General features: G+C 69.5%; 16 protein-coding genes and 1 tRNA gene. 8 read left to right on the top strand and 9 right to left on the bottom strand.

All coding sequences use genetic code 11. From position 1 onward, the window contains the following. Positions 1 to 8: 8 nt before the first annotated feature. The 5 genes from ETAA1_RS13830 to ETAA1_RS13850 all read right to left on the bottom strand — a co-directional run bounded on the left by ETAA1_RS13830 (position 9) and on the right by ETAA1_RS13850 (position 7,057). Entirely contained in the window at positions 9 to 761 is a 753-nt protein-coding gene (locus ETAA1_RS13830; protein WP_145239133.1) for a tetratricopeptide repeat protein, read from the bottom strand. A 14-nt stretch (positions 762 to 775) separates the two neighbouring features. Next, entirely contained in the window at positions 776 to 1,891 is a 1,116-nt protein-coding gene (locus ETAA1_RS13835; RefSeq protein WP_145239136.1) for a PIN/TRAM domain-containing protein, read from the bottom strand. Between the two features lie 57 nt (positions 1,892 to 1,948). Then, positions 1,949 to 3,145 carry a deoxyguanosinetriphosphate triphosphohydrolase gene (locus ETAA1_RS13840; RefSeq protein ID WP_238389440.1) on the bottom strand — a complete coding sequence of 399 codons (1,197 nt, stop codon included), beginning with the start codon at positions 3,143 to 3,145 and terminating at the stop codon, positions 1,949 to 1,951. A gap of 90 nt (positions 3,146 to 3,235) precedes the next feature. Then, the gene (locus ETAA1_RS13845) at positions 3,236 to 4,519 is read right to left on the bottom strand and encodes a DUF1501 domain-containing protein (RefSeq protein ID WP_238389441.1); all 1,284 of its coding nucleotides are present in this window, start codon (positions 4,517 to 4,519) and stop codon (positions 3,236 to 3,238) included. A 129-nt stretch (positions 4,520 to 4,648) separates the two neighbouring features. Next, positions 4,649 to 7,057 carry a DUF1549 domain-containing protein gene (locus ETAA1_RS13850; RefSeq protein ID WP_145239142.1) on the bottom strand — a complete coding sequence of 803 codons (2,409 nt, stop codon included), beginning with the start codon at positions 7,055 to 7,057 and terminating at the stop codon, positions 4,649 to 4,651. 342 nt (positions 7,058 to 7,399) lie between these two features. On the opposite strand from ETAA1_RS13850, the gene ETAA1_RS13855 reads away from it, so the two are divergent. Next, positions 7,400 to 8,932, top strand: a complete 1,533-nt coding sequence (locus ETAA1_RS13855; RefSeq protein WP_145239145.1) for an FHA domain-containing protein — start codon at positions 7,400 to 7,402, stop codon at positions 8,930 to 8,932. An 84-nt stretch (positions 8,933 to 9,016) separates the two neighbouring features. Continuing rightward, complete coding sequence (locus tag ETAA1_RS13860) at positions 9,017 to 9,457, top strand: universal stress protein (protein WP_145239150.1); 441 nt, start codon at positions 9,017 to 9,019, stop codon at positions 9,455 to 9,457. A gap of 49 nt (positions 9,458 to 9,506) precedes the next feature. Here the strand turns inward: ETAA1_RS13860 and ETAA1_RS13865 are convergent, their stop codons facing one another. Further along, the gene (locus ETAA1_RS13865; protein WP_202920878.1) at positions 9,507 to 10,409 is read right to left on the bottom strand and encodes a TIGR03000 domain-containing protein; all 903 of its coding nucleotides are present in this window, start codon (positions 10,407 to 10,409) and stop codon (positions 9,507 to 9,509) included. 210 nt (positions 10,410 to 10,619) lie between these two features. Here ETAA1_RS13865 and ETAA1_RS13870 point away from each other — a divergent pair, with 210 nt between their 5' ends. The 5 genes from ETAA1_RS13870 (at position 10,620) to ETAA1_RS13885 (ending at position 18,253) form a co-directional block, all read left to right on the top strand. Next, a complete protein-coding gene (locus ETAA1_RS13870) occupies positions 10,620 to 11,855 on the top strand; it encodes an outer membrane protein assembly factor BamB family protein (RefSeq protein WP_145239154.1) in 1,236 nt (411 codons plus the stop codon). A 37-nt stretch (positions 11,856 to 11,892) separates the two neighbouring features. Then, positions 11,893 to 11,979: transfer RNA gene (locus ETAA1_RS31885), tRNA-Ser, on the top strand. Positions 11,980 to 12,167: 188 nt separating this feature from the next. Further along, positions 12,168 to 13,637 carry a WD40 domain-containing protein gene (locus tag ETAA1_RS13875; protein ID WP_145239157.1) on the top strand — a complete coding sequence of 490 codons (1,470 nt, stop codon included), beginning with the start codon at positions 12,168 to 12,170 and terminating at the stop codon, positions 13,635 to 13,637. 68 nt (positions 13,638 to 13,705) lie between these two features. Continuing rightward, entirely contained in the window at positions 13,706 to 17,068 is a 3,363-nt protein-coding gene (locus ETAA1_RS13880; protein WP_145239160.1) for a DUF1549 domain-containing protein, read from the top strand. A gap of 87 nt (positions 17,069 to 17,155) precedes the next feature. Then, positions 17,156 to 18,253: a type IV pilus twitching motility protein PilT gene (locus ETAA1_RS13885; protein ID WP_145239162.1), complete on the top strand. Its 1,098-nt coding sequence runs from the start codon at positions 17,156 to 17,158 to the stop codon at positions 18,251 to 18,253. 3 nt (positions 18,254 to 18,256) lie between these two features. On the opposite strand, the gene ETAA1_RS31890 is transcribed toward ETAA1_RS13885, so the two are convergent. Both ETAA1_RS31890 and ETAA1_RS13890 read right to left on the bottom strand, forming a co-directional pair. After that, the gene (locus ETAA1_RS31890) at positions 18,257 to 18,412 is read right to left on the bottom strand and encodes a hypothetical protein (RefSeq protein ID WP_202920879.1); all 156 of its coding nucleotides are present in this window, start codon (positions 18,410 to 18,412) and stop codon (positions 18,257 to 18,259) included. 3 nt (positions 18,413 to 18,415) lie between these two features. Next, positions 18,416 to 19,018: a 5-formyltetrahydrofolate cyclo-ligase gene (locus ETAA1_RS13890; RefSeq protein ID WP_145239166.1), complete on the bottom strand. Its 603-nt coding sequence runs from the start codon at positions 19,016 to 19,018 to the stop codon at positions 18,416 to 18,418. Between the two features lie 123 nt (positions 19,019 to 19,141). Between ETAA1_RS13890 and ETAA1_RS13895 the strand changes: the two genes are divergently transcribed. Continuing rightward, a complete protein-coding gene (locus ETAA1_RS13895) occupies positions 19,142 to 19,459 on the top strand; it encodes a hypothetical protein (protein ID WP_145239169.1) in 318 nt (105 codons plus the stop codon). A gap of 63 nt (positions 19,460 to 19,522) precedes the next feature. Here the strand turns inward: ETAA1_RS13895 and carB are convergent, their stop codons facing one another. After that, a complete protein-coding gene (carB, locus tag ETAA1_RS13900) occupies positions 19,523 to 22,822 on the bottom strand; it encodes a carbamoyl-phosphate synthase large subunit (protein ID WP_145239172.1) in 3,300 nt (1,099 codons plus the stop codon). Positions 22,823 to 22,950 lie beyond the last annotated feature (128 nt).

Genomic DNA, 22,950 nt, shown 5'->3' on the forward strand with positions numbered 1-22,950 from the left:
CCCGGGAATTACTTCTTCCCGCCGGTCAGCTCCGCGAGGCGGCGCTCGGCGGTGCGGATCCGCTCGGGGTCGATGTCGTGCTCGACCACGTCGCGGTAGAGGGTGATGGCCTTCGACCGCTCGTTGAGCTGGCGGTCGTACAGGATCGCGGCGCGGAGGCGGGCGTCGGTGCGGCTGCCGCGGGCCCACTGGAACGACCGCTCGTAGTACCGGGCGGCGCGGTCCATCTGGTTGTACGCCCGGCTCTCGTACAGCCCCGCCAGGGCGTACGCGACCTCGGGAATCTTGTCCGAGTTGGGGTACTTCTCCAGGATTTCCCGCAGCAGCACCTCGGCCCGGCGCATGTTCAGGACGTACTCGGTGCCGGTCCCCTTGCCGCGGTACTCCATGGCCATCCGGTACAGCTCGTTCGCCTCGCGGACGTTCGTCGTCGCCTGCAGCGTGGGCGGCGGCACGTCGTGCACGTCCAGGTTGTAGGACGGCTTGAACATGAGGTGGTACGCCATCAACTCGTCTTCGGTCCACTTCTGCCGGAGCTTGTCGCCGGTGGTGGTGTAGTGCTGCCACAGCTTCTTCAGGCTCGCCTCGTAGTCCTTCCGCGCCAGCAGCACCTTCTCCACGGCCTCCACGTCGGACGTGGCGGCGGGGGGCGGCAGCGCGTCGGCCTTCTTGTCCTGGCGGGCGGCCGCCGGCGGGCCGCCGGCGGCGAGAAGGGCCGCGACGCCCGCCGCGAACAGTCCGACGGGTACGACGCGGGTCATGCCTACCTCCGAGGTCACGGCTTACTGGGCGGGCGGAGCGGGTCGTGGACGGCCGAGCCGGGCGGGGCGGCGGCCGCCGACCCGGACACGTTCGTGCCGCTGGCGCGGCCGTCGGGGCGGCCGAAGATCATCCGCCCGGCCGGCGTGGGGTACACGCTCGTCACCACCACCGGCACGTCCTGCCCGATCAGCGGCCGGCCCTGCTCGACGACCACCATCGTGCCGTCTTCCAGGTAGCCGACCGCCTGCCCGATCTGGTCGCCCGGCTTCACCAGCTTCACCGTCATCAGCTCGCCCGGCAGCGCCACCGTCCGCATGGCGATGGCCAGCTCGTTCAGGTTGATGACGTCCACGCCCTGCAGCTGGGCCACCTTGTTCAGGTTCACGTCGTTCGTCACGACCCTGGCGCCGAGCGCCTTGGCCAGGATCACGAGCCGCTCGTCGACCTTGATCCGCTCCGCGGTCCGGAGCTCCGGGACGTTCCCGTCGTGCAGCTCGAGCTGGATTTTCGGGTTCGTCTGGAGCCGCTTCAGGATGTCGAGCCCGCGCCGGCCGCGGCCCCGCTTCAGCTTGTCCGAGCTGTCGGCGATCGCCTGCAACTCCTGCAGCACGAACCGCGGCACGAGCAGCTTCGTGTCGATCAGTCGAGTATCGCACACGTCGGCGATGCGGCCGTCGATAATCACGCTCGTGTCGAGCACCAGCGGCCGGCCGCCCTTCACCTGCTTGGAAAATTCGACATAGGGGATGATGAACCGGAACTCGTCCTTGGTCTGCAGAAGCGTCGAAATCGTCACGTAACAGCAGATCAGCGTGACCAGCACGCGCGACACCTGCACCGCCTGCGGGCGGTACGGGAAGGCGTACGTCAGCAGCGGCTCCACCGCGAGCGAGAACAGCCACCCGAGGAGCAGCCCGAGCATCAGCCCGAAGTACACCGCCGAGATGGTGGTGATCTGCTTCTGCCTCTCGCGCACGTCGGTGAACATCACGAGCGCCCCGACCGCGATGACGCCGAGCGCCACCAGCACGCCCTTGCCGTGGTCGTCCTCGAAGTACACGTTCGCGGCGAAGGCGGCGACGCCGAGCAGGAGCGCGACGTACGCGCCGCGGAGGAGCCAAAGGAGCATGGTGGGTCTCGCGGAGAGCGGCCTCGGACGGTGCTATGATACGCGCCGCGGCGGGGCCTACAGGTCGAGCGACGGCAGGAACAGGCGGCGGTACTCGGCCTGCGCGAACCGGTCGGTCATGCCGGCGAGGTAGTCGCCGACGACGCGCTCCAGCCCCGGCAGCGGCTGGCGGTTCGCCGTCACCCACCCCGGCGGCGGCCGGCCGATCACGGCGTCGGCGCCGTCCCACCGGCGGAGGTGCTTCTCCGGCAACAACTCCGGGTGCGCGACGTACTCGTGGAACAGGGCGGTCAGGACGCGCTTGCCGTTGGCGGTCATCCGCAGCACGCGGTGGTGGCGGTACACGCGCTCGCGGAGGAACCGCTCCAGCCCGGCCTTCAGCTTCCGCACCTCGGGCGAGAAGCCGACCAGCGGCGCCGGCGCGGCCCGCACGTCCGTCAGCGTCCGCACGTTCGCTCCCGCCAGCCGGCGGGCCGTCTCGTCGAGCAGGTCGGTCACCTGCCAGGCCAGGAGCTCGCGCACGACCGCGGTGCGGAACGGGTTGCCGGAAAGGCCGGGCGTGTGCGCCCGCACCCGCTCCGCGGCGCGGCCCCAGAACTCGACCGCGGCCAGGTCGTCGAGCGTGATGAAGCCCAGGCCGAGGGCGTCGTCGGTGTCGTGCGTGTCGTACGCCAGGCTGTCCACCACGTCCACGACCTGCGCCTCGAGCAGCGGCCGGCCGGCGGCGCGGAACTCCTCCACGTCGGCGCCGGCGTGCTGGACGAACGCCTCGCGCACCTCGAACGACAGGTTCAGCCCGGGGAAGCCGGGGTAGCGCTCCTCCAGCTCGTCCACGCGGCGGAGGCCGAACAGGTTGTGATTGAAGCCGCCGTGCGGGGCGAGGCAGGCGTTCAGCGCGTCCTCGCCGGCGTGCCCGAACGGCGGGTGGCCGATGTCGTGGGCCAGCGCGATCGCTTCCGTCAGGTCTTCGTTCAGGCGGAGGCGGCGGGCCACGGTGCGGGCCACCTGCACGACTTCGAGCGTGTGCGTGAGGCGGGTGCGGTGGTGGTCGTTGACGCTGGCGACGAGCACCTGCGTCTTGCCGGTCATGCGGCGGAAGGCGGTGCAGTGTACGACGCGCTCGCGGTCGCGCTGGTACAGCGAGCGGAAGGCGTGGTCGGGCTCGGGGTAGCGGCGGCCGCGGCTGGCGGCCGCCCGCATGGCGAACGGCGCGAGCCAAGATTCGTCGTCGGCGGGGGAGGGAGGTGTCGGCACGACGGCATTGTACCAGGCGACTTATCCGGTGGGACCGGCGTCCCGCCGGTCTGACCGGACGACCGGCGGGACGCCGGTCCCACCGAACCGTCAGCCCACCAGGTCACGGATCGGCTCGCCCTCCGGCAGCACGTTCAGCGGCCGCTGGGCGTCGTCGTAGAAGGTGTGGCGGTGGTCCACGCCGACGGCGTGGTACATCGTCGCCAGCGCGCAGCCGGGCGTGAACGGCTTGCTCGTCGGGTACTCGGCCAGGGCGTTCGTGGTGCCGATCGCCTGCCCCGTCTTCAACCCGCCGCCGGCGTACAGCACGCTCATCGCGCCGGGCCAGTGGTCGCGGCCGGCGTCCTTGTTGATCTTCGGCGTCCGCCCGAACTCGCCGAGCGACATCACCAGCACGTCGTCGCTCAGCCCGCGGTCGTGCAGGTCTTCGATGAGCGACGCGACCCCGGCGTCGTACTGCGGCAGCAGGCGGCGCTTCAGCTCGGCGAAGTTGTTGCCGTGCGTGTCCCAGCCGCCGCCGGCCTGCACGGTCACGAACGTCACTCCCGCTTCGACGAGCCGCCGGGCCAGGAGGCAACTCTGGCCGAGGTCGTTGCGACCGTACCGGTCGCGGAGCCGCGGCGCCTCGCGGCTGATGTCGAACGCCCGCTGCGCCTTCGGGCTCGTCACCATGTCGAGGGCGTCGCGGTAGAACGTGTCGAGGCCGTCGAGGTCGCCACGGAGGTCGATGTCGCGGCGGGTGGTGTCGAGGTCTTGCAACAGCTGCCGGCGGCGGTCGAGCCGCGTCGCGTCCACGCGGCCGGGGAGCCGCATGTTCCGCACCTGGAACGCGGCGTCGTTCGGGTTGGCGTCCGGCGAGAACGGGTTGAACGCGGCCCCGAGGTACGCCGCCTTCCCGAAACTCACCTGCCGCGGCAGGTTGACGTAGGCCGGCAGCCCCGGGTCGTTCGGCCCCTTGAGCCGGGCGACGACCGAGCCGGTACTTGGGTGGATGTTGTCGTTCACCTCGATGGTGACCGGGTAGCCGGTCTGCATCCACTGCGAGCCCATGCCGTGCCCGGCCTGCGTGTGCGTGACCGACCGCACGACGCTGAACTTGTCCATGATCGCGGCCTGCCGCGGCAGGTGCTCGCCGATCTGGATGCCGGTCACGTTCGTGGGGATGGGCCGGAACTCGCCGCGGACCTCCGCGGGGGCATTGGGCTTGAGGTCGTACATGTCGATGTGGCTCGGCCCGCCGGCGAGCCACACGAGGATGACGGACCGCTTGCGGGTCGCCGCGGGCGACTGGGCGCGGGCGCGGAGGAGGCCGGGGAGCGTAAGCCCGCCGAGGGCGAGGCCGCCGACCTGGAGGAACGTCCGCCGCGTGGGCATAGCGATCTCCGGCGAAGAAGACATTGTTGACAGGATGAACAGGATGGAACAAGATTAAAAGACAAATCGAAATCAGACTGACTTTTCAATCCTGTTCCATCCTGTTCATCCTGTCAAAAATGCCGTCACTCAGTGGTTGAACATGAACTCGCGGGAGTTCAGCAGCGCCCAGAGCACGTCCTCGAGCGCCTTCGGCTTGTCCGCCGCTTCCGCGACGTAGCTCGCGGCGCGGTTGCGTTCCACGTCGGTCGGCCGCCGCGCCAGCGCCGCCAGGTACAGCTCCTCGACCGCCGCCCGCGGCTCGGCCTTCGCCTTCACCAGCCTGGCGATGCGGCCGTTGCCGTCGGCGATCTTGTTCTCGATCTCGTCGGAGTTCGCCAGCAGCAACACCTGCCCGAGCGTCGCGCCGGTGGAGCGCTCGCAGTCGCACACCGTCACCCGCTTCGGGCGGTCGAACGTGTCGAGGAAGTAGGAGCCAAAACCCTCGTGCGGCAGGTCCACGGCGCGGGCGTTCTGGCTCACGCCGCTGAACCCGCCCTTCACGCCGCAGGTGCCGTTCACCGCGTCCAGGAACACTTCCGCGGGCAGCCGGCGGGCGTAGTAGCGGGCGAAGTTCTGCTTGTCGTTGCGGTTCGCGTCCGTCGGCTCGCTGGACAGCGCGTACACCTGGCTCGTCACGATCGTCCGCACCACCCACTTCATGTCGAACTTGCGGTCCACGAACTCCTTCGCCAGCCGGTCCAGCAGTTCGGGGTTCGACGGCGGGTTCGTCTCGCGCAGGTCGTCCACCTCGTGGTGCAGCCCGCGGCCGAGGAAGTGCCCCCACATGCGGTTGACGAACGTGCGGGCGAAGAACGGGTTGTCCGCCTTCGCCATCCAGTCCACCAGCGCGTGCCGCGGGTCTTCGTCGGGGCTGAACTTCGGCTCCACCCCGTCGAGGTACCTGGGCTCGGGCGTCTTGCCGGTCAGCGGGTTCCGCTCGCCGGTGGTCGGGGTGGCGCTGGCGTAGTACGGCGGCGGCTGGCCGAAGTTCTTGCGGCCGAGGCGGGTGAAGAACCCGGCGAGGCCGTAATAATCGGCCTGCCCCCAGCGCTCGTAGGGGTGGTGGTGGCACTTGGCGCACTGGAGCCGCACGCCCAGGAACACCTGTGCCACGTCGGCGGTGACCTGGTGCAACTGGTCGTCGCGGTTCTGCCACAGCCAGTTGATGGCGGGCGCGTCCTGCCACTCGCCGGCGGCGGCGACGATGCCGCGGGCGAACTCGTCGTAGGGGCGGTTGCGGGCGATGCCGTCGCGCAGCCAGTGGTGGAACGCGACCGCGGCCTGGTCGGCCCCGGCGAGGTTGGAGTTCCGCAGGATCGCGCCCCAGCGAAGGGCGAAGTACGCGGGGTAGTCCGGCGACGCGAGCAGCCGGTCGATTAGCTTCACGCGCTTGTCGGCGGCTGTGTCGGCGAGGTAGGCGCGGGTTTCGTCGACGGTCGGCAGCCGGCCGCACAGGTCCAGGCAGAGGCGGCGGAGGAACGTGGCGTCGTCGCACGGCGGGCTCGGCCGCAGCCCGAGTCGCTGCCACTTCTTTGCCGCGAGCTCGTCGACGAAGTTGGTCGGCGTGAAGTCGGGGATGCTGGCCAGCGGCGGGCCGTGCGGCACCATCGCCAGGAACACGCCGACGTAGCCCATGTAGCGGGCCATCACCGCCGCCTCGCCGCTGAGGCGGTGGGCGGTCACGAGGCCGTCCGCTTCCACCGACGCGACCACGTCGAGGTTGCTCTGGAACTCGCTCTGGCGGGTCACGTCGCGGCTCGTGCCGTCGGAGTAGTCGGCGGTCACGGCAAGCTGCTGGCGGGCTTCCGGAGCAAGCACGCCGTCGCCGGGGGTGACGCGGATGCGGACCACCTTCGGCGCGTCCGGGGCCGAGGCCGGGGCCCCGGCGGCGATCCAGCGGCGGACGACGGCGTACTCGGCGGCCGCCGGGTTGAGCCGCTTGCCGCCGCCGTGCGGGGAGCGACCGGTGGCCTTCAGCAGGAACAGCGACTCGTCCGGGTTCGACGCGAAGACGCGGCGGCCGCGGGCCTCGCGGGTGATGGCGGCGTGGTCGAACTCGGCGTCGAACCCGAACAGCGACAGCCGGAAGCCGTTCTGCCCGCCGGCCTTCCCGTGGCAGCCGCCGGCGTTGCACCCGAGGCGGCTCAGAAGGGGCATCACTTCCGTGCGGAAGTCCACGGCACGGCTTTGAGTAAATCCGCGAACCGTGACCGGAATTTCGAGCCGCCCCGCGGCGTGTTCGATCCGCACGACGCACGTCCCGTCGCCGGTCGGGGTGACGTGGCCCTTTTCGTCCACGGTGGCGACGGCGGCGTTGCTGCTCGCGTACTTCGCGTCGCGGGTGGCGTCGCGGTCGCCGTCGCGGACGAGGAGCTGCTTCCCCTCGAAGGCGTCGCGCAGCTCGACGGCGGCGACGGAACACGTGACCGCGGCGGACGCAGTGGCGTGTGACGCGGCGACGACCGCGAGCGCGGCGAGGAGGCGGGCGGGTGTCATCGGGCGGCCTGGCAGGCGGGACGGAACCGGGCCGGGGGGCGGGGGTGGGCCACCCACAACGATAATCCCTTCGCGGATCAGAGGCAAGGATTCTTCCCGGAGCCGTCGTGCGATCGGATTAACCACCCGGGGCTGCTCGGGTTCGGGGAATTCGTCTGCGGTCGGTTCGCGTCAACAGACTTTTTTATGAGTCGGTGACATGATTCCGGGAATCGACCCCCCTCGGCCGGAAACAAGAATGTGCGCCAGAGCGGCGGTTGCGGCGTAATCCGCCTCGCGGGTTCGGCCGCCACTGGTACACTGGACGGAAAGCACTCGCCCGCCCGGACGACCGCCCGAGTCATGGACCTACCCCCCTGGCTAACGCTGAGGCAGGCCTCGGACGCCGTGGCCGCCGGCCGCCCGGACGACGCCCACCGCCTACTGGCGCCGCTAATCGAGGCCGGCCACCGCAAGGCGTGGAAGGCCGCCAAGGACGTGGCCCGCGGGTACTGCAAGCGCGCCGCCCAACTGATGGACCGCGACAACCCCGAGGCGGCGTGGCAGGACCTGCTGGCCGCGGAGGCGCTGAACACCGGCGAGAAGTGCGTCATCGACCTGCGGCAGACGCTGTCCCGATTCGGGCTGGTGCAGGCGCGTGCGGCGCTGGAGGCCGGCGACCCCGAGCGCGCCGCCGAGCGTGTGGCGCGGTTGCAGGACCGCGGGGTGCGGCACCCCGAGCTGCCGCGGGTGGCGTCCGGCGCGGCCGGCTGGCTGGAAGCCGCGGCGAAGGCCGACCGCGGCGACTTCCTTCCCGCCATCGACGACCTCCACCGCCTCCGCGACCAGTTCCCCGCCCCGACAGACGCGCTCGACCGCTTCCGCGAAGCCGTCCGCGGTCGGCACGCCCGGTTCCTCGATGCCGTCGGCCGCGCCCAGGACGCGGCGACGCTGCGAGAGTGGCGCGACGCGGTGGTCGCGGCCGAGGAGGCGCTGGCGGCGGCGCCGGCGTACCACGCCGCCCGCACGCTCCGCGACAAGGCCTGGCAGGCGGCCCACCCCGGCACCCCTGAACCCGTGAACGGCACGGCTGTGACGCTGAGCCACCCCGGCAGCACGCCCGCGGAGAAGCCCGCCGCGGCGACGCTCCCAGGCCGGCCGGCGATGTCGTCGCGGCTGCTGGCCCGACCGGACGACGACGAGCCGCGGTCGATACGCGGCTCGCGCTCCGGCCCGCCGCCGACCGACCGCGACTTCGGCTCGGGCCCCGGCTTGCCGCGTCGCTTCCTGCTGTGGGTGGACGGCGTGGCCGGCTACCTGGTCTGCACCGGCAACCGCGTGACGTTCGGACAGGCCGTGCTGGAGGGCGGCCCCGTCGACGTGCCGCTGTTCGCCGACGTGTCGCGCATCCACGCCGAACTGTCCCGCGACGGCGAGGGCTTCCTCATCGAGGCCGGAAAGGCGACCGCCGCCGCCGGCGCGCGGACGCTGATGGTGAACGGCAAGGACGTTGGCCGCTCGGTCCTCAGCCCCGGCGACCGCATCACGCTCGGCGCGACGTGCCAGTTTCAGTTCCACCGCCCGGTGCCGGTCAGCAGCACGGCCAAGCTGGAACTCACCAGCGGCCACCGACTCGTCCACTGCGTCGAGGGTGTCCTGCTAATGGCCAACGAGATCATCCTCGGTCCAGCCGGGGCGTCTCACGTCGTCGTGCCCGGGGTGACGGAGCGGGTGCTGCTGTACCGCTCGAAGGACGGGCTCGGCGTGCGCGTGCCGGGTGGCAAGGTGTTGGTGAACGACCGGCCGCACGCCGAGCGCGCGCCGCTGCCGCTGCCGGCGTCGGTCGAGGCGGACGGCGTGACGTTTGCACTGGAGCCGGTCGGCCCCCGCGTCTGATTTGCCCTCTGGCCCTGCGACTGCCCTGGGGGTAGGATGCGGGGGCTCGGACGCCAACCCCTCTCCCCGGCGCGGAGCCCGCCCATGATCCAGGTCCGCCGCATACTGTACCCGACCGATTTCAGCAGTTACTCCAACCTGGCGTACTTCCACGCCGTCGGCCTAGCCGAGACGTACCGAGCCAGCCTGACAGTCGTTTACGTGGTCGCCCCCGGCTCGGCCGAAGCGGCGAAGGGCCGCGACTACTGGCACGGCCAATTGGAGCAGGTCCGCCCCGCGAACGACCGCATCGCCGTCCACCACGTCCTCCTCGAAGGCGACCCGGCCGGAGAGATCGCCCGCTACGCCGCCGACGCCGGCATCGACGTGATCGTCATCGGCACCCACGGCCGAACGGGCGTGGACCGGCTAGTAATGGGGAGTGTCGCCGAGCGGGTGATGCGCGAGGCGCCGTGCTCGGTACTGGTCGTGAAGCTACCGAAGGGCGGTGGTGGGAGTCGGCCGCACGTGGTGACCGCGAGGTGACGGAGACGATCGAGCCCACCCGCCGCGGCGGGTGGGCTCGATGACGCGCTCACTCTTTCGGCTTCTTCGCGTCCTTGACGACCCACAGGTGCAGTCGGTACTCGTCGCCGTCGGCGCCCATCACGGTGATCGACCGGTCCGGCGCCCAGTCGCCAAGGATGAACCGGTGCGACACGATCCGCGTGCCCGGCTTCAACTGACGGGCGAGGATCGGCCGCAGCAGGTTGTTGAACTCGTTGCCCATGTACAGGAACACCACCGACGCCTCGCTGTAGTCGCGGTCCTTCAGCGCGTCGCCCTCGATCACGGTGATCTGCTTCTCCAACCCGGCCTTCTTCACGTTGTCCTTGGCTTCGAGCACTTTCTTGCCGTCGAGCTCGATGCCGACGGCCTTTTTCGCGCCCGCCTTCACGCCGGCGATCAAGACGCGGCCGTCGCCCGGCCCCGGCTCGTATACCACGTCGCCGTCCTTCACGCCGGCCAGCTTCACCATCTCCGCGACGACGTCGTCCGGCGTGGGCACCCAGCGGATGACGGCCTTGTCCTGCACCTTCGGGTCGACCTTCGTCAGGTCGGCGACCACGTCGTCGCCGCCCTTGAACTCCACCGTCTTGGTGCGGGTCAGCACGGTGTAGTTGTTCGGCCGCCAGGTCGCGCTGAACGTGTACTCGTAGAGCTTGCCGGCGTCGATCTCGGGCGTCTCGAACTCGCGGACGGCCGGGTTCTTGTCCGGCGTCTTGGTGTCCTTGCCCTCGATCTTCAACTCAGTGTCGTCCTGCGGGACGGTGACCTTGAGCTTCGACTTGACCTTCTTGCCGGCGGCCGGCTGGGCCTCCTTGGTCGTCGCCTTCTTGTCCTGGGCCGTGGCCGGGGCGTACGCCCCGAGCAACCCGGCGGCCGCGACCGCTACGGCGGTGAGCCCGGCGAGCCGGGCGTGACGGAGCGTGAACATCGGGGTCCTTTCTGGAACCAGGCGCGGGGGCGGCCGTCGGGGGGAGGGCGGCGACGACAGTCTCACCGAAAGGAAGTAGGTCCGCAAGCGTCCGCCGACAAGCGGGGAAACGCTCACGGCGCCCTCATCGTTTGCGAGCCGGGTGGTTGCATCCGCCCGGGTGTTTGGGATAATCACCATACCCACCCTTGCCCCACGCGGATCACTTCCATGCGCCGCCTCGCGTTGCCCGCTGTACTCCTCGCGTCGTTCGTCGGCCTCGGCGCCGACTGGGCACGCTTCCGCGGCCCGAACGGTACCGGCGTCGCCGCCGGCAAGCTGCCCGACATCGACGCGAAGGCGCCGCTGTGGAAGGTGGCTGTGCCCGGGGAGGGAATCAGTTCGCCGATCGTCGTCGGCGGGAAGGTGTTCGTGCAGAGCGGGGCGAAGGACGGCTCGAAGCGAATGCTGACGTGCCTCGACGCCGTGACCGGCAAGACCGAATGGACGAAGGACGTGCCCGGCCACGCGGCGAAGAAGCACGCCAAGAACAGTTATGCCTCCGGCACCCCGGCCAGCGACGGCAAGCACGTCTACTGCGCGTGGTGGGACGGCGACGCGATGACGCTCGCGGCCTACGACTTCGCCGGCAACGAGAAGTGGACCGCCTCGCTCGGCTCGTACATCAGCGACCACGGGGCCGGGCACTCGCCGATGGTTCACGACGGCGTCGTCTACCTGAACGCCGACGGCAGCAAAGACCTGGGCGGCCACGCCACCCTCGTCGCCTACGACGCCGCGACGGGGCAGAAAAAGTGGGCCGTCGAGCGGCCGGCGCACCGGGCCAGCTTCTCGACGCCGTTCGTCTGGGAGCGGCCGGGGAAGAGGACCGAACTCGTCGTCGGCACGACGACCGAGATCACGGGTTACGACCCGGCCACGGGCAAGGCCAATTGGACCCACCCGATCGAGTGGGGCGGAGCGAAGATGAAGCTGCGCGTGGTCGGCTCACCGGTCGCGTCCGGCGGGCTGATCGTGTGCCCGAGCGGCGACGGCGGCGGGTCGCGCTACATGCTCGCCGTCGACCCGAACGGCGGCAGCCCGAAAAAGGTTTGGGACAGCAAGAACAGCGGCGTTCCGTACGTGCCGTGCCTGCTGGAAAAGAACGGCCTCTTGTTCTGGGTGGCCGACAACGGCGTGGTCGCGTGCGCCGACGCCAAGTCGGGCACGAAGCTGTGGGAGGATCGGCCGACGACGAAGGAGGTGTTGTCGTCTCCGATCATGGCGGGCAGCGAAATCCTGGCGATCGTCACGACGGGCGAGTTCTTCGTGTTGAAGGCGGAGCGCGAGTACGAATTGGTCCGTCGCGGGTCGATCGGCGAGCCGGTGTCGGCGTCACCGGCGCTCGCCGACGGGCGGCTGTACGTCCGTGGGGCGACGCACCTGTTCTGCTTCGGGGTGAAGTAACGTGAACCCGCCCGCCCCGGGCCGCGTCCCTGTTCGCGGAAGCGACCCGGCCGGATGAGGAGCCTGTCTCGAAAACAGGTAACGGGCTTGCGGCCCGTCGTGGGTTCGAGTCCCACCGCTTCCGCTCGCCGCCCAGCCCCGTCGTCTAACGGCACAAGGTAGCCGGATCACGCCTGAGGGATGGGGGTTCGATTCCCTCCGGTGCGACTCACCCGCCAATTCTGTTGAATGACCCCCGTCCGGGGTCTAAACTGTACTTACCCACCCGGCCCGCTCGTGGGCCGCCGCGCGACCTCCCCCCGGGGCCGTTCCATGACCCTCCCCCGCGCACTTCTCGCGCTCGGCGTCGCCGTTGCCGGTACCGTTACCGGCACGACCCAGGACGCCAAGCAACCCGCTACCCCCGGCAAGGTCAGCTTCTACAAGGACGTTCGCCCGCTGTTCGCGCAGCACTGCAACGGCTGCCACCAGCCGGCGAAGGCGCAGGGCGGCTACGTCATGACCGCGTTCCCCGACCTGTTCAAGGCCGGCGAACGGGGCAAGGCGGGCGTCGTGGCCGGGAACGCGGACAAGAGTTACCTGCTGGAGCTCGTCCGCGGCCACAACGGCAAGGCCGAGATGCCGAAGAACCGTGACCCGCTCGCCGCCCCGCAGGTGAAGCTGATCGCCGACTGGATCGCCCAGGGTGCCACCGACGACACCCCCGCTTCCGCGAAGGAAGCGCTGATCGACATGGCCAACCCGCCGAAGTACGCCGCGCCGCCGGTCGTCACCTCGCTGGCGTTCGACCCGCAGGGCGACTTCCTTGCCGTGGCGGGCTTCCACGAGGTGCTGCTGTACTCAGGGAAGGACTACAAGCTGTCGTCGCGGCTCGTCGGCATCTCGGAGCGGATTAACGCGGTCGCGTTTAGTCCGAACGGCGAGCGGCTTGCGGTCGCCGGTGGCGCCCCGGGCCGCTTCGGCGAGGTGCAGGTCTGGAACCACAAGCGCGACGACCTCGTGGTCTCCGCCCCGGTCACGTTCGACACGGTGTACGGCGTCAGTTGGTCGCCGGACGGCAAGACAGTGGCCTTCGGGTGCATCGACAACACCGTCCGCGCCATCGACACGGCCACCGGCAAGCAGACGCTCCAGATGGGCACGCACACCGACTGGGTGCTCGGCACTGTCTTCAGCCAGGACGGCCAGCACCTCGTGTCCGTGAGCCGCGACATGAGCCTGCGGCTGACCGAGGTGCCGACGCAACGGTTCGTTGACAACGTGACGAGCATCACGCCCGGCGGCCTCCGCGGCGGTCTGATGGCCGTGGACCGCCGGCCGATGAAGGACAAGAAGATGCAGAAGGTGCCGGAGGACACGCCGGGCGTGCCCCCGAAGGTGTACGACGAACTCATCATCGGCGGGGCCGACGGCACGCCGCGGCTGTACAAGATGCACCGCGAGGTGAAGCGGCAGATCGGCGACGACGCCAACAAGTTGCGCGAGTACGAGAAGATGCCCGGCCGCATCTCCGGCCTCGCATTCAACGCCGACGGCAAGTTGTTCGCCGCCGCCAGCAGCCTCGACGGCAAGGGCGAGGTCCGCGTCTACGACACGGACACCGGCAAGAAGGTGGTGTGTGAGGGCGTCTCCGGCCCGGCCTACGCGGTGGCGTGGCACCCCGACGGCAAGTCGATCGCGTCCGCCGGCTTCGACGGCACCGTGTGGCTGCACGACCCCGCGACCGGCAAGCTACTCAAAAGTTTCGTCGTGCGGCCCACCGCGGCCGCCGCTTCACGCTAACAGCACCCCAAAGCCCACCGGTCGCGACCGGTGGGCTTCGCCCCGTACACACTCCGAGGCACCCCGAGATGACCCGCTTCCTCCCCGCGGCGGTGGCCCTCCTGCTCACCGCCGCCCCGGCGATCGCGCAGCCCGCGGCCGAATCGCTCCCGCCCGGCGCCAAGGTCGTCGCGCTGGAAGTTAAGCCGGCCGCGGTCGCGCTTGACGGGCCGTTCCAGTACACGCAGCTACTCGTAACCGCAAAACTCGACAACGGCGAGACGGTGGACGCCACCCGCATCGCGCAGTTCACGCTGCCCGGGAAGCTCATCACGCACAAAGCGGGGCTCGTCCGCCCCGCCGCGGACGGGAAGGGCGACATTTCGATCGTCGTCGGCGAGAAGTCCCTCCGCGTCCCCGTCGAGGTACGCGGCGCGACGGCCGACCCGGCGGTGAGCTTCGTCCGCGACGTGCAGCCAGTGCTGTCGAAGCTCGGGTGCAACGCCGGCACCTGCCACGGGGCACAGGCCGGGAAGAACGGTTTCAAGCTGTCCCTCCGCGGCTACGACGCCATCTTCGACTACCGCGCCCTTACCGACGACCTGGAGAGCCGCCGCATCAACCGCGCCGCCCCGGAGCGGTCGTTGCTGCTGCTGAAGACGAGCGGCGCCGTGCCCCACCAGGGCGGCGTGCTGACGCAGCCCGGCGAGCCGAACTACGAGGTCATCCGCCGCTGGGTCGCCCAGGGGGCGAAGCTCGACCTGGACGCCGTTCGCGTGAAATCGATCGACATCTTCCCCAAGAATCCGACGTTGACGCGGATCGGCACGCGGCAGCAGTTCGCCGTGATTGCCACCTACGCCGACGGCCGCACCCGCGACGTGACCGCCGAGGCGTTCATCGACAGCAGCAACACCGAGGTCGTGGCCGCCGACCGGGGCGGCGTCGTCACCGGCGTCCGCCGCGGCGAGGCGACGATGCTCGCCCGCTACGAGGGCGCCTACGCCGCCTCCACCGTCATCGTGCTGGGCGACCGGGCCGGGTTCGTCTGGGAGCAGCGGCCCGTACAGAACTGGATCGACGAATTGGTGGACCGGAAGTTGAAGCAGGTGATGGTGCAGGCCAGCCCGCTGTGTACCGACGAGGAGTTCGTCCGCCGCGTGTTCCTCGACCTGACCGGGTTGCCGCCGGAGCCCGAGGACGTGCGCGCGTTCCTGGCCGACGCCCGCCCGAGCCCGGCGAAGCGCGACGCGCTCATCGACCGGCTCGTCGGCAGCGAGCAATTCATCGAGCACTGGACGAACAAGTGGGCCGACCTGCTCCAGGTGAACCGCAAGTTTCTCGGCGACGTGGGCGCCAGCAGCTTCCGCGGCTGGATTCGCAACGCCCTGGCCACGAACCAGCCCTACGACAAGTTCGCCCACGACATCCTGACCGCGAGCGGCTCGAACGTCGCCAACCCGCCGGCGTCGTACTACAAGGTGCTCCGCGCGCCGGACGCCGTGATGGAGAACACCACGCAACTTTTCCTGGCCGTGCGGTTCAACTGCAACAAGTGCCACGACCACCCGTTCGAGCGGTGGACGCAGGACAACTACTACAACCTCGCCGCCTACTTCGCGCAGGTGAAGCTGAACGAAGACCCCGCCTACAAGGGTCAGCGGATCGGCGGCACCGCGGTCGAGACCGCCAAGGCGCTGGTAGAGGTCGTGAGCGACGGCACCACAGGCGAGATCAAGCACGACCGCACCGGCGAGGTGGCGGCGCCGCGGTTCCCGTTCGTCATCAACGCTGACGTCGGCCCCGCGGCCCAGCGGCGGCAGCAGGCCGCGAAGTGGATCACGTCCGCCGAGAACCCGTACTTCGCCCGCAGCTACGTGAACCGCCTGTGGGGCTACCTCCTCGGCGTCGGGCTGATCGAGCCGATCGACGACATCCGCGCCGGCAACCCCCCGACGAACCCCGAACTCCTCGACCGCATGACGACCGAGTTCGTGAAGTCCGGGTTCGACGTGCGGGCCATGATCCGCACCATCTGCAAGAGCCGGACGTACCAGCTGAGCATCGGCACGAATAAATGGAATCGCGACGACGACATCAACTACTCGCACGCCCTGGCCCGCCGGCTGCCGGCCGAGGTGCTGTACGACAGTATCCACCGCGTAACGGGTTCGGTGAGCCGGCTGCCGGGCCTTCCGCCGGGGTCGCGGGCGGCGCTGCTGCCGGACAGCAACGTCGATCTGCCGGGCGGCTTCCTCGACCTGTTCGGCAAGCCGGTCCGCGAGAGCGCCTGCGAGTGCGAGCGCACCGGCGGCATGAACCTCGGCCCGGTGCTGGCGATGGTGAACGGGCCTATCGTCGGCGACGCCCTGAAGGATCCGAACAACCGGCTGGCGAAGCTGGTGACCGGCGAGAAGGACGACGCGAAGGTGGTGAACGAGATCTACCTGGCCGTACTGGCACGGCAGCCGTCGGCGAAGGAACGGGAAGCGGGGGTGTCCGCGCTCCGCGCCGCCGGCCCGGACCACGCCCGCATCCTGGCCGACTACAAGGTGAAGGCCGACGCCTTCGCCGCGTACAAGACGACGCTCGACGGCCGGCAGACGGCGTGGGAGCAGGCCCGCATCGCCGAGAAGCCGACGGCGTGGATGCCGCTCGAGGTCGTGAAGGCCGAGTCGAAGCAGGGGCCGACGCCGGCATCGCTCAAGGACGGGGCGACGCTGACGATCGGCAAGGACGGGTCAATCCTGGCCAGCGGCAAGTCGGCTCAGGTGGACGTGTACACGGTGGTCGGCAAGGCGAAGATCGGCAAGGCGATTACCGCGGTCCGCATCGAGACGCTGTCCGACCCGGCGCTTCCGAACAAGGGGCCGGGCCGCGCTGAGAACGGCAACTTCGTCCTGAACGAGCTCAAGCTGACGTACCAGAAGGCCGGCAAGGACGACGCCGCGAAGCCAGCCGTGGTTCGGCTGACGGGCGGCCAGGCGACCATCCAGCAGGACGGTTTCCCGGTCGGGAACGCGGTGGACAACAACCCCGCGACCGGATGGGCGGTCGGCAACGGCGTCAGCAAAAACCAGGCGGCACTGTTCAAGTTCCAGAGCCCGGTGCCCGCCGTGGCCGACGGGGTCACGTTCACCGCAACGCTCGACCAGCGTTTCGGCACGAGTCACGTCGTCGGCAAGTTCCGGCTGTCGGTGACGGCGGACGCGAACCCGAAGCTGACGAGCCCGCTATCGGCCGCGGAGGTGGCGCTGCTGGAAACGCCTGCGGCCGAGCGGACGGATGCCCAGAAGGCCCGGCTAAGGGCGATGTATCTGGCGCAGGACCGCGAGTACCAGCGGCTCGCGGCCGACGCCGCCGACGTGCCCCCGACCGACCCGCGCGTGCTCGGAGCGCAGGACCTGGCGTGGGCGCTCATCAACACGCCGGCGTTCTTGTTCAACCGCTGATCGCGGGCTGGGCGTGACGGTCGGTACAAGGCCCGGGGACAGGCGTCCCCGGGCCTTTGCCACTATTGGAGGTGTGAGGAAGACATAATGAGCGAACCCGCAGCGACCTCACTCACCGTTCCGGACCCGCTCCGCGGCTGGCTCGCCGTCGCCGTCGAGGGCGGCGCGTCCGACCTGCACCTGATTGCCGGCCACCCGCCCGTCCTGCGCCTGCACGGCGAGCTGACCGCGCTCTCCGGCCCGCCGCTGAGCGCCGACGCGCTCGGCCCGCTGCTGCTCACCGGGTGCCCTCCCGTAGCCGCCGACCGGCTGGCGGCACAGCGCAGCGCCGACTACTCGTTCGACCTCGTGGTAGGCGGCCGCTCGGCGCGGTTCCGCGCGAACCTGTTCCACGCCGCCGGCCAGCTCGCGGCGTGCTTCCGCGTCATCCCTGCCGACATCCCCGACCTGGAGTGGGCCGGCTTTCCGCAGCCGCTCGCCGACCGCATCGCCACGCTCCGCGACGGGCTCGTCGTCCTCACCGGCCCGACCGGCTCGGGGAAGACGACGACGCTGGCGATGGTCGTGAACCGCCTCAACCTCGCCGGCGGCTACCGCATCATCACGGTCGAGGAGCCCGTGGAGTACGTCTTCCCGCGGCTCCCGCACTCGGTCGTAACACAGCGAGAGGTGGGTGCCGATGTGCCGACCTTCGCCGACGGCCTACGCTCGGGCCTGAGGCAAGACCCGGACGTGATCCTGGTCGGCGAGGTGCGCGACCGCGAGACGGCGCAGATGGCCCTGAGTGCCGCCGAGACCGGGCACCTCGTGTTCACGACGCTCCACACCCGCGACGCGAAGGGGGCCGTGACGCGCTTCGCGGACCTGTTCCCGCAGGACCTGCAGCAGCCGATCCGGGCGCAGCTGGCGCTCGGGCTGCGGGCGGTCGTGAGCCAGCGGTTGTTGCCGGGTGTCGAGCGCGGGACGAAGCGCGAACTGGCGCTGGAGGTGCTCTGGGTGACGCACCCGGTGGCGTCTGCGATCCGCCTCGGGAAGGTCGAGGGGATCGACATGCTGATCGTCACCGGACGGGCCGAGGGGATGCAGTCGTTCGACGAGTCGCTGCGTCAGCTCCTGATCGCCGGCCGGATCACGCGGGCGGTCGCCGAGCAGAACGTCAGCGACCCGAATCTGCTGTACCGCTGACCGCTACTTCGCCGCGTCCTTCTGGATGCGCTCGGCGTCGCCGCGAAGTATCGGCACCATCACCTCGCGGAAAAACACCATCAGCGCCAGCCCGGCGACGAACACGCCCGCCAGCCGGAACAGCACACCGGCCCAGAACGGCGGTTCGGGGCGCCGCACGGCTCAACTCCGCCCGCGGCCGGCGATGGCCCGTGTCTCGGTCAGCACTTGATCCATGAACACGTCGTGCGGCGCGACCGGGATTTCGTCGAAGATTTGGCAGTCGAACGAGAGGGCGACGAGCGGCGCGTCCGGCCTGGCGTTCGCCAACAAGCGGTCGTAATAACCCTTCCCCTGACCCATCCGCCCGCCGCGCGCATCGAAGGCGGTGCCCGGCACCATCACCAGGTCCAGCTCCTCGGGCTGTACCACCTTCGCCGGCAAGCGTCGGAGTTCGTCCTTGGGTTCGAGAATCTTGTACGCCCCCTCCACCAGTTCGCTCATGTCTTCGAGCAGGAACAGCTCCAGCGTGTTCGTCTCGACCACGCACCACGGCACGACGACGCGCTTGCCGTGGGTGAGTGCCTCGGGCAGGGTGTGGCGCGTGCGGACCTCGCTGCCGGCGTCCACGTACCACATCACCGTTTTCGCGGCCTGGTACGCCGGCAGGGCCATGAACCGGCCGCAGATCGTGCGGCTCAGTTCGTCCTTGTCCTTCTGGGCGACGCGGTTCTTGCGGGCCTGCTCGCGGATGGCGGCCTTGCGGGCCTGCGGGTCGTCGGCCATGTCGCGCCTCGGGAGGGTCGATTTCCCATAACTTACCGGCCGCCGCGGCTACCGACATGGGGGTGAGTGGCCATGCGGGTAAAATGAATAGGAAGACCCGAACGACCCCTCCAACCTGTAGCCATGACCACCCTCACACCCAAGCCGTCGTTCGCCCTCATCACGCTGTTGCTGCCCGGCCCCGACCGCAAGCGGAAGCCGAGCCCGTACCACTATCGAATCACTTACCGTAACCCGGACCCGTCGGAGCCCGGTTGTGTGATGACGTGGGACGTGCTCGGCGGCCGCGAGCCGTACCAGATCGCCCTGGAGCGGACCGACGCCGGCAACACCGTTTGGCACTGCACTTGTGCCGACGCGGTGTTCCATGGCGAGAACGACCACGCCCACCACTGCAAGCACGTCAGCGGCCTGCGTGACACACTCCCGCGGGCGGCGTAGGCGAACGGCCGGTGTGAGCCGGCTGGTCGTTGGTGGAAGTGCCTGCCATCCTGAATAGCCGGCTCACGACGGCCGTTCGCCCCGAACTGGGAACCGGTCTTGAAGCGGCACCACGGTCAATTCCTGTTCGCGGAGTGCCCGGCATGCATCGGCGGCGGCCTCCGCGGCGGACAGCGTAGTGATGCACGTCACCCGGTTGGAGACCGCCCCGGCCCGAATCTTGCGCTCGTCGGACGAACTGCCCCGGCCGCTCGGGGTGTTGATGACGAGCGCCACCTCGCCGTTCTTCATCTTGTCGAGCAGGTTCGGCCGCCCCTCGGCGATCTTCGGCACCACCTCGACGGGAATGCCGCGCTCGGCCAGGAACTTTCCTGTGCCCCGGGTGGCGATCAGTTTGTAGCCCATGTCGGCGAACGCCTTCACGACCGGGGCCACGCCCTCCTTGTCGCGGTCGGCCACCGACACGAACACGGTCCCGCTCAGGGGCAGGGGGGCGCTCGCGGCCATCTGACTCTTGGCGAACGCCATCGGCAGCTGGTCGTCGATCCCCATCACCTCGCCGGTCGACTTCATCTCGGGGCCGAGGATGATGTCCACGCCGGGGAACTTGTTGAACGGGAACACGCTCTCCTTGACCGAGTAGTGCGTCGGCACCACCTCGTCCTTCACGCCCAGCTCGTCGAGGGTCTTTCCGGCCATCACCAGCGCCGCGAGCCGGGCCAACGGCACGCCGGTCGCCTTACTCACGAACGGGACTGTGCGGCTGGCGCGGGGGTTGGCCTCCAGGATGTACACGACGGGGGCGGCACCGCGCATCCCGGCGACGGCGAACTGGATGTTCATCAGCCCCTTCACGTTCAGGGCCGCGGCCAGCTTGCGCGCCTGACTCTTGATCTCCTCGATGACGGCAGCCGGCAGGCTGTACGGCGGGATGACGCACGCCGAGTCGCCGCTGTGGATGCCGGCTTCTTCGATGTGCTGCATCACGCCGCCGATCACCGTGCGGGTGCCGTCCGAGAGGCAATCGACATCGACTTCGGTCGCGTTTTCGAGGAACTGGTCGATGAGGACGGGCCGGTCCTTGCTCACGTCCGGGCCGACTCGCTCCATGTACGCTTCGAGCTCGTCCTCGGTGTAGACGATCTTCATGTCGCGGCCGCCGAGCACGAAGCTCGGGCGGACGAGGACCGGGAAGCCGATCTTCCGCGCCGCGAACACCGCCGCCGGGGCGTCCACGGCGGTGCTGTTGGCCGGCTGCCTTAGGCCGATTTCGTCCACGAGCACGGCGAAGCGCTTGCGGTTCTCGGCAACGTCGATCGAGTCCACACTGGTGCCGATGATGGGCACGCCCGCGGCCTCGAGCGGCTTGGCGAGGTTTAGTGGCGTCTGCCCGCCGAACTGCACGATGACGCCCTCGGGCTTCATGCGGTCGTGGATGTTCAGCACGTCCTCGACCGTCAGCGGCTCGAAGAACAGGTGGTCGGACGTGTCGTAGTCGGTGCTGACGGTTTCGGGGTTCGAGTTCACCATGATGACCTCGTACCCCGCGGCGCGCAGCGCGAACGCCGCCTGCACGCAGCAGTAGTCGAACTCAATCCCCTGGCCGATTCGGTTCGGGCCGCCGCCGAGAATCATGATGCGAGACTTGCCGGTCGCCGGCCGGACCTCGTCCTCCACGGCCGTGCCGGCCGCGGTCCGCGTCGGCGTCTCGTAGGTCGAATAGTAGTACGGCGTGTACGCCTCGAACTCGGCGGCGCAGGTGTCCACGCTCTTGAAGACCGCCTCGACGCCGAACCCCTGGCGGACGCGGCGCACCTCCGACTCGGGGCAGTTCCACAGGTTCGCCAACTGCCGGTCCACGAAGCCGTGCTGCTTGGCCTTTAGCATCAACTCGGGCGTCACCGCGCTCAGCGACCCGAGCGCCGCCAACTCGTCTTCGACGGCGACCAGGTCCGCGATGCCGCGGAGGAACCACGGGTCGATCTTGGTGCGCTGGTGGAGGTCGTCGAGCGACATGCCGCCCTTGATCGCGTAGCGGATGTACCACAGCCGCTCGCTGTTCGGCCGGGCCAGCTTCTGGGCGATCTCGGCCGGCGTCGGCGGGTTGTCGGAGCCCCACCGGTCGCGGCGGTCGCACCCGAGCCCGAACCGACCAACCTCCAGGCCGCGAAGTGCCTTCTGCAACGACTCCTTGAACGTCCGGCCGATCGCCATCGTCTCGCCGACCGACTTCATCTGCGTCGTCAGCGTCGGGTCGGCCTCCGGGAACTTCTCGAACGCGAACCGCGGCACCTTCGTCACCACGTAGTCGATCGTCGGCTCGAAGCACGCCGGCGTCTCGCGGGTGATGTCGTTGCGGAGCTCGTCGAGGGTGTAGCCGACGGCCAACTTCGCGGCGATCTTGGCGATCGGGAAGCCGGTCGCTTTCGACGCCAGGGCGCTGGAGCGGCTGACGCGGGGGTTCATCTCGATCACGATCATGCGGCCGTCCGCCGGGTTGCACGCGAACTGGATGTTCGACCCGCCCGTCTCGACGCCGATCTCGCGGATGATGGCCTTCGCCTGGTCGCGCATCCGCTGGTATTCCTTGTCGCTCAGCGTCTGGATCGGGGCGACGGTGACGCTGTCGCCGGTGTGGACGCCCATCGGGTCGAGGTTCTCGATCGAGCAGATAATGACGACGTTGTCGGCCACGTCGCGCATCACCTCCAGCTCGAACTCCTTCCAGCCGATGACCGACTCCTCGATGAGCGTCTCGCCGACCGGGGAGAGCTGTAACCCCTTGGTGACGAGGTCAATGAACTCCTCGCGGTTGTAGGCGATGCCGCCGCCGCTGCCGCCCATGGTGAAGCTCGGCCGGAGCACGCACGGCAGGCCGATACTCTCGACGATGTCGAGCGCTTGCGACAGCGACCGGGCGACGCCGCTCCGCGGCACGTCCACCCCGATCTTGAGCATGGCGTCCTTGAACTTCTGGCGGTCCTCGGCCTTGTCGATCACGTCGGCGCGGGCGCCGATCATCTCGACGCCGTACTTCGCCAGTACGCCGTGTTTGACGAGGTCCATCGCGGTGTTCAGTGCCGTCTGCCCGCCGAGGGTCGGCAGGAGGGCGTCGGGCTTCTCCTTGGCGATGATCTTCTCGACGACCTGCCAGGTGATCGGCTCGATGTACGTCCGGTCGGCGGTCTCGGGGTCGGTCATGATCGTCGCCGGGTTGGAGTTCACCAGGACGATCTCGTACCCCTCCTCGCGCAGCGCCTTACAGGCCTGGGTGCCGGAGTAGTCGAACTCGCAGGCCTGTCCGATGACGATGGGGCCGGAGCCGATGAGGAGGATCTTCTTGATGTCGGTGCGTTTCGGCATGGAATCCAAGGTGGCGGTCGGGGGCGTGGTCGGCGCAAACTCCGATCAGCTTATGGACCCCCGGCGGGGAGTCTACCGAACCTGGGCGCCGACCCGCTTGACCCTCGCGGTGGTGCCCTCACAATCAG

It is taken from the genome of Urbifossiella limnaea (genome assembly GCF_007747215.1).
Taxonomy (GTDB): domain Bacteria; phylum Planctomycetota; class Planctomycetia; order Gemmatales; family Gemmataceae; genus Urbifossiella; species Urbifossiella limnaea.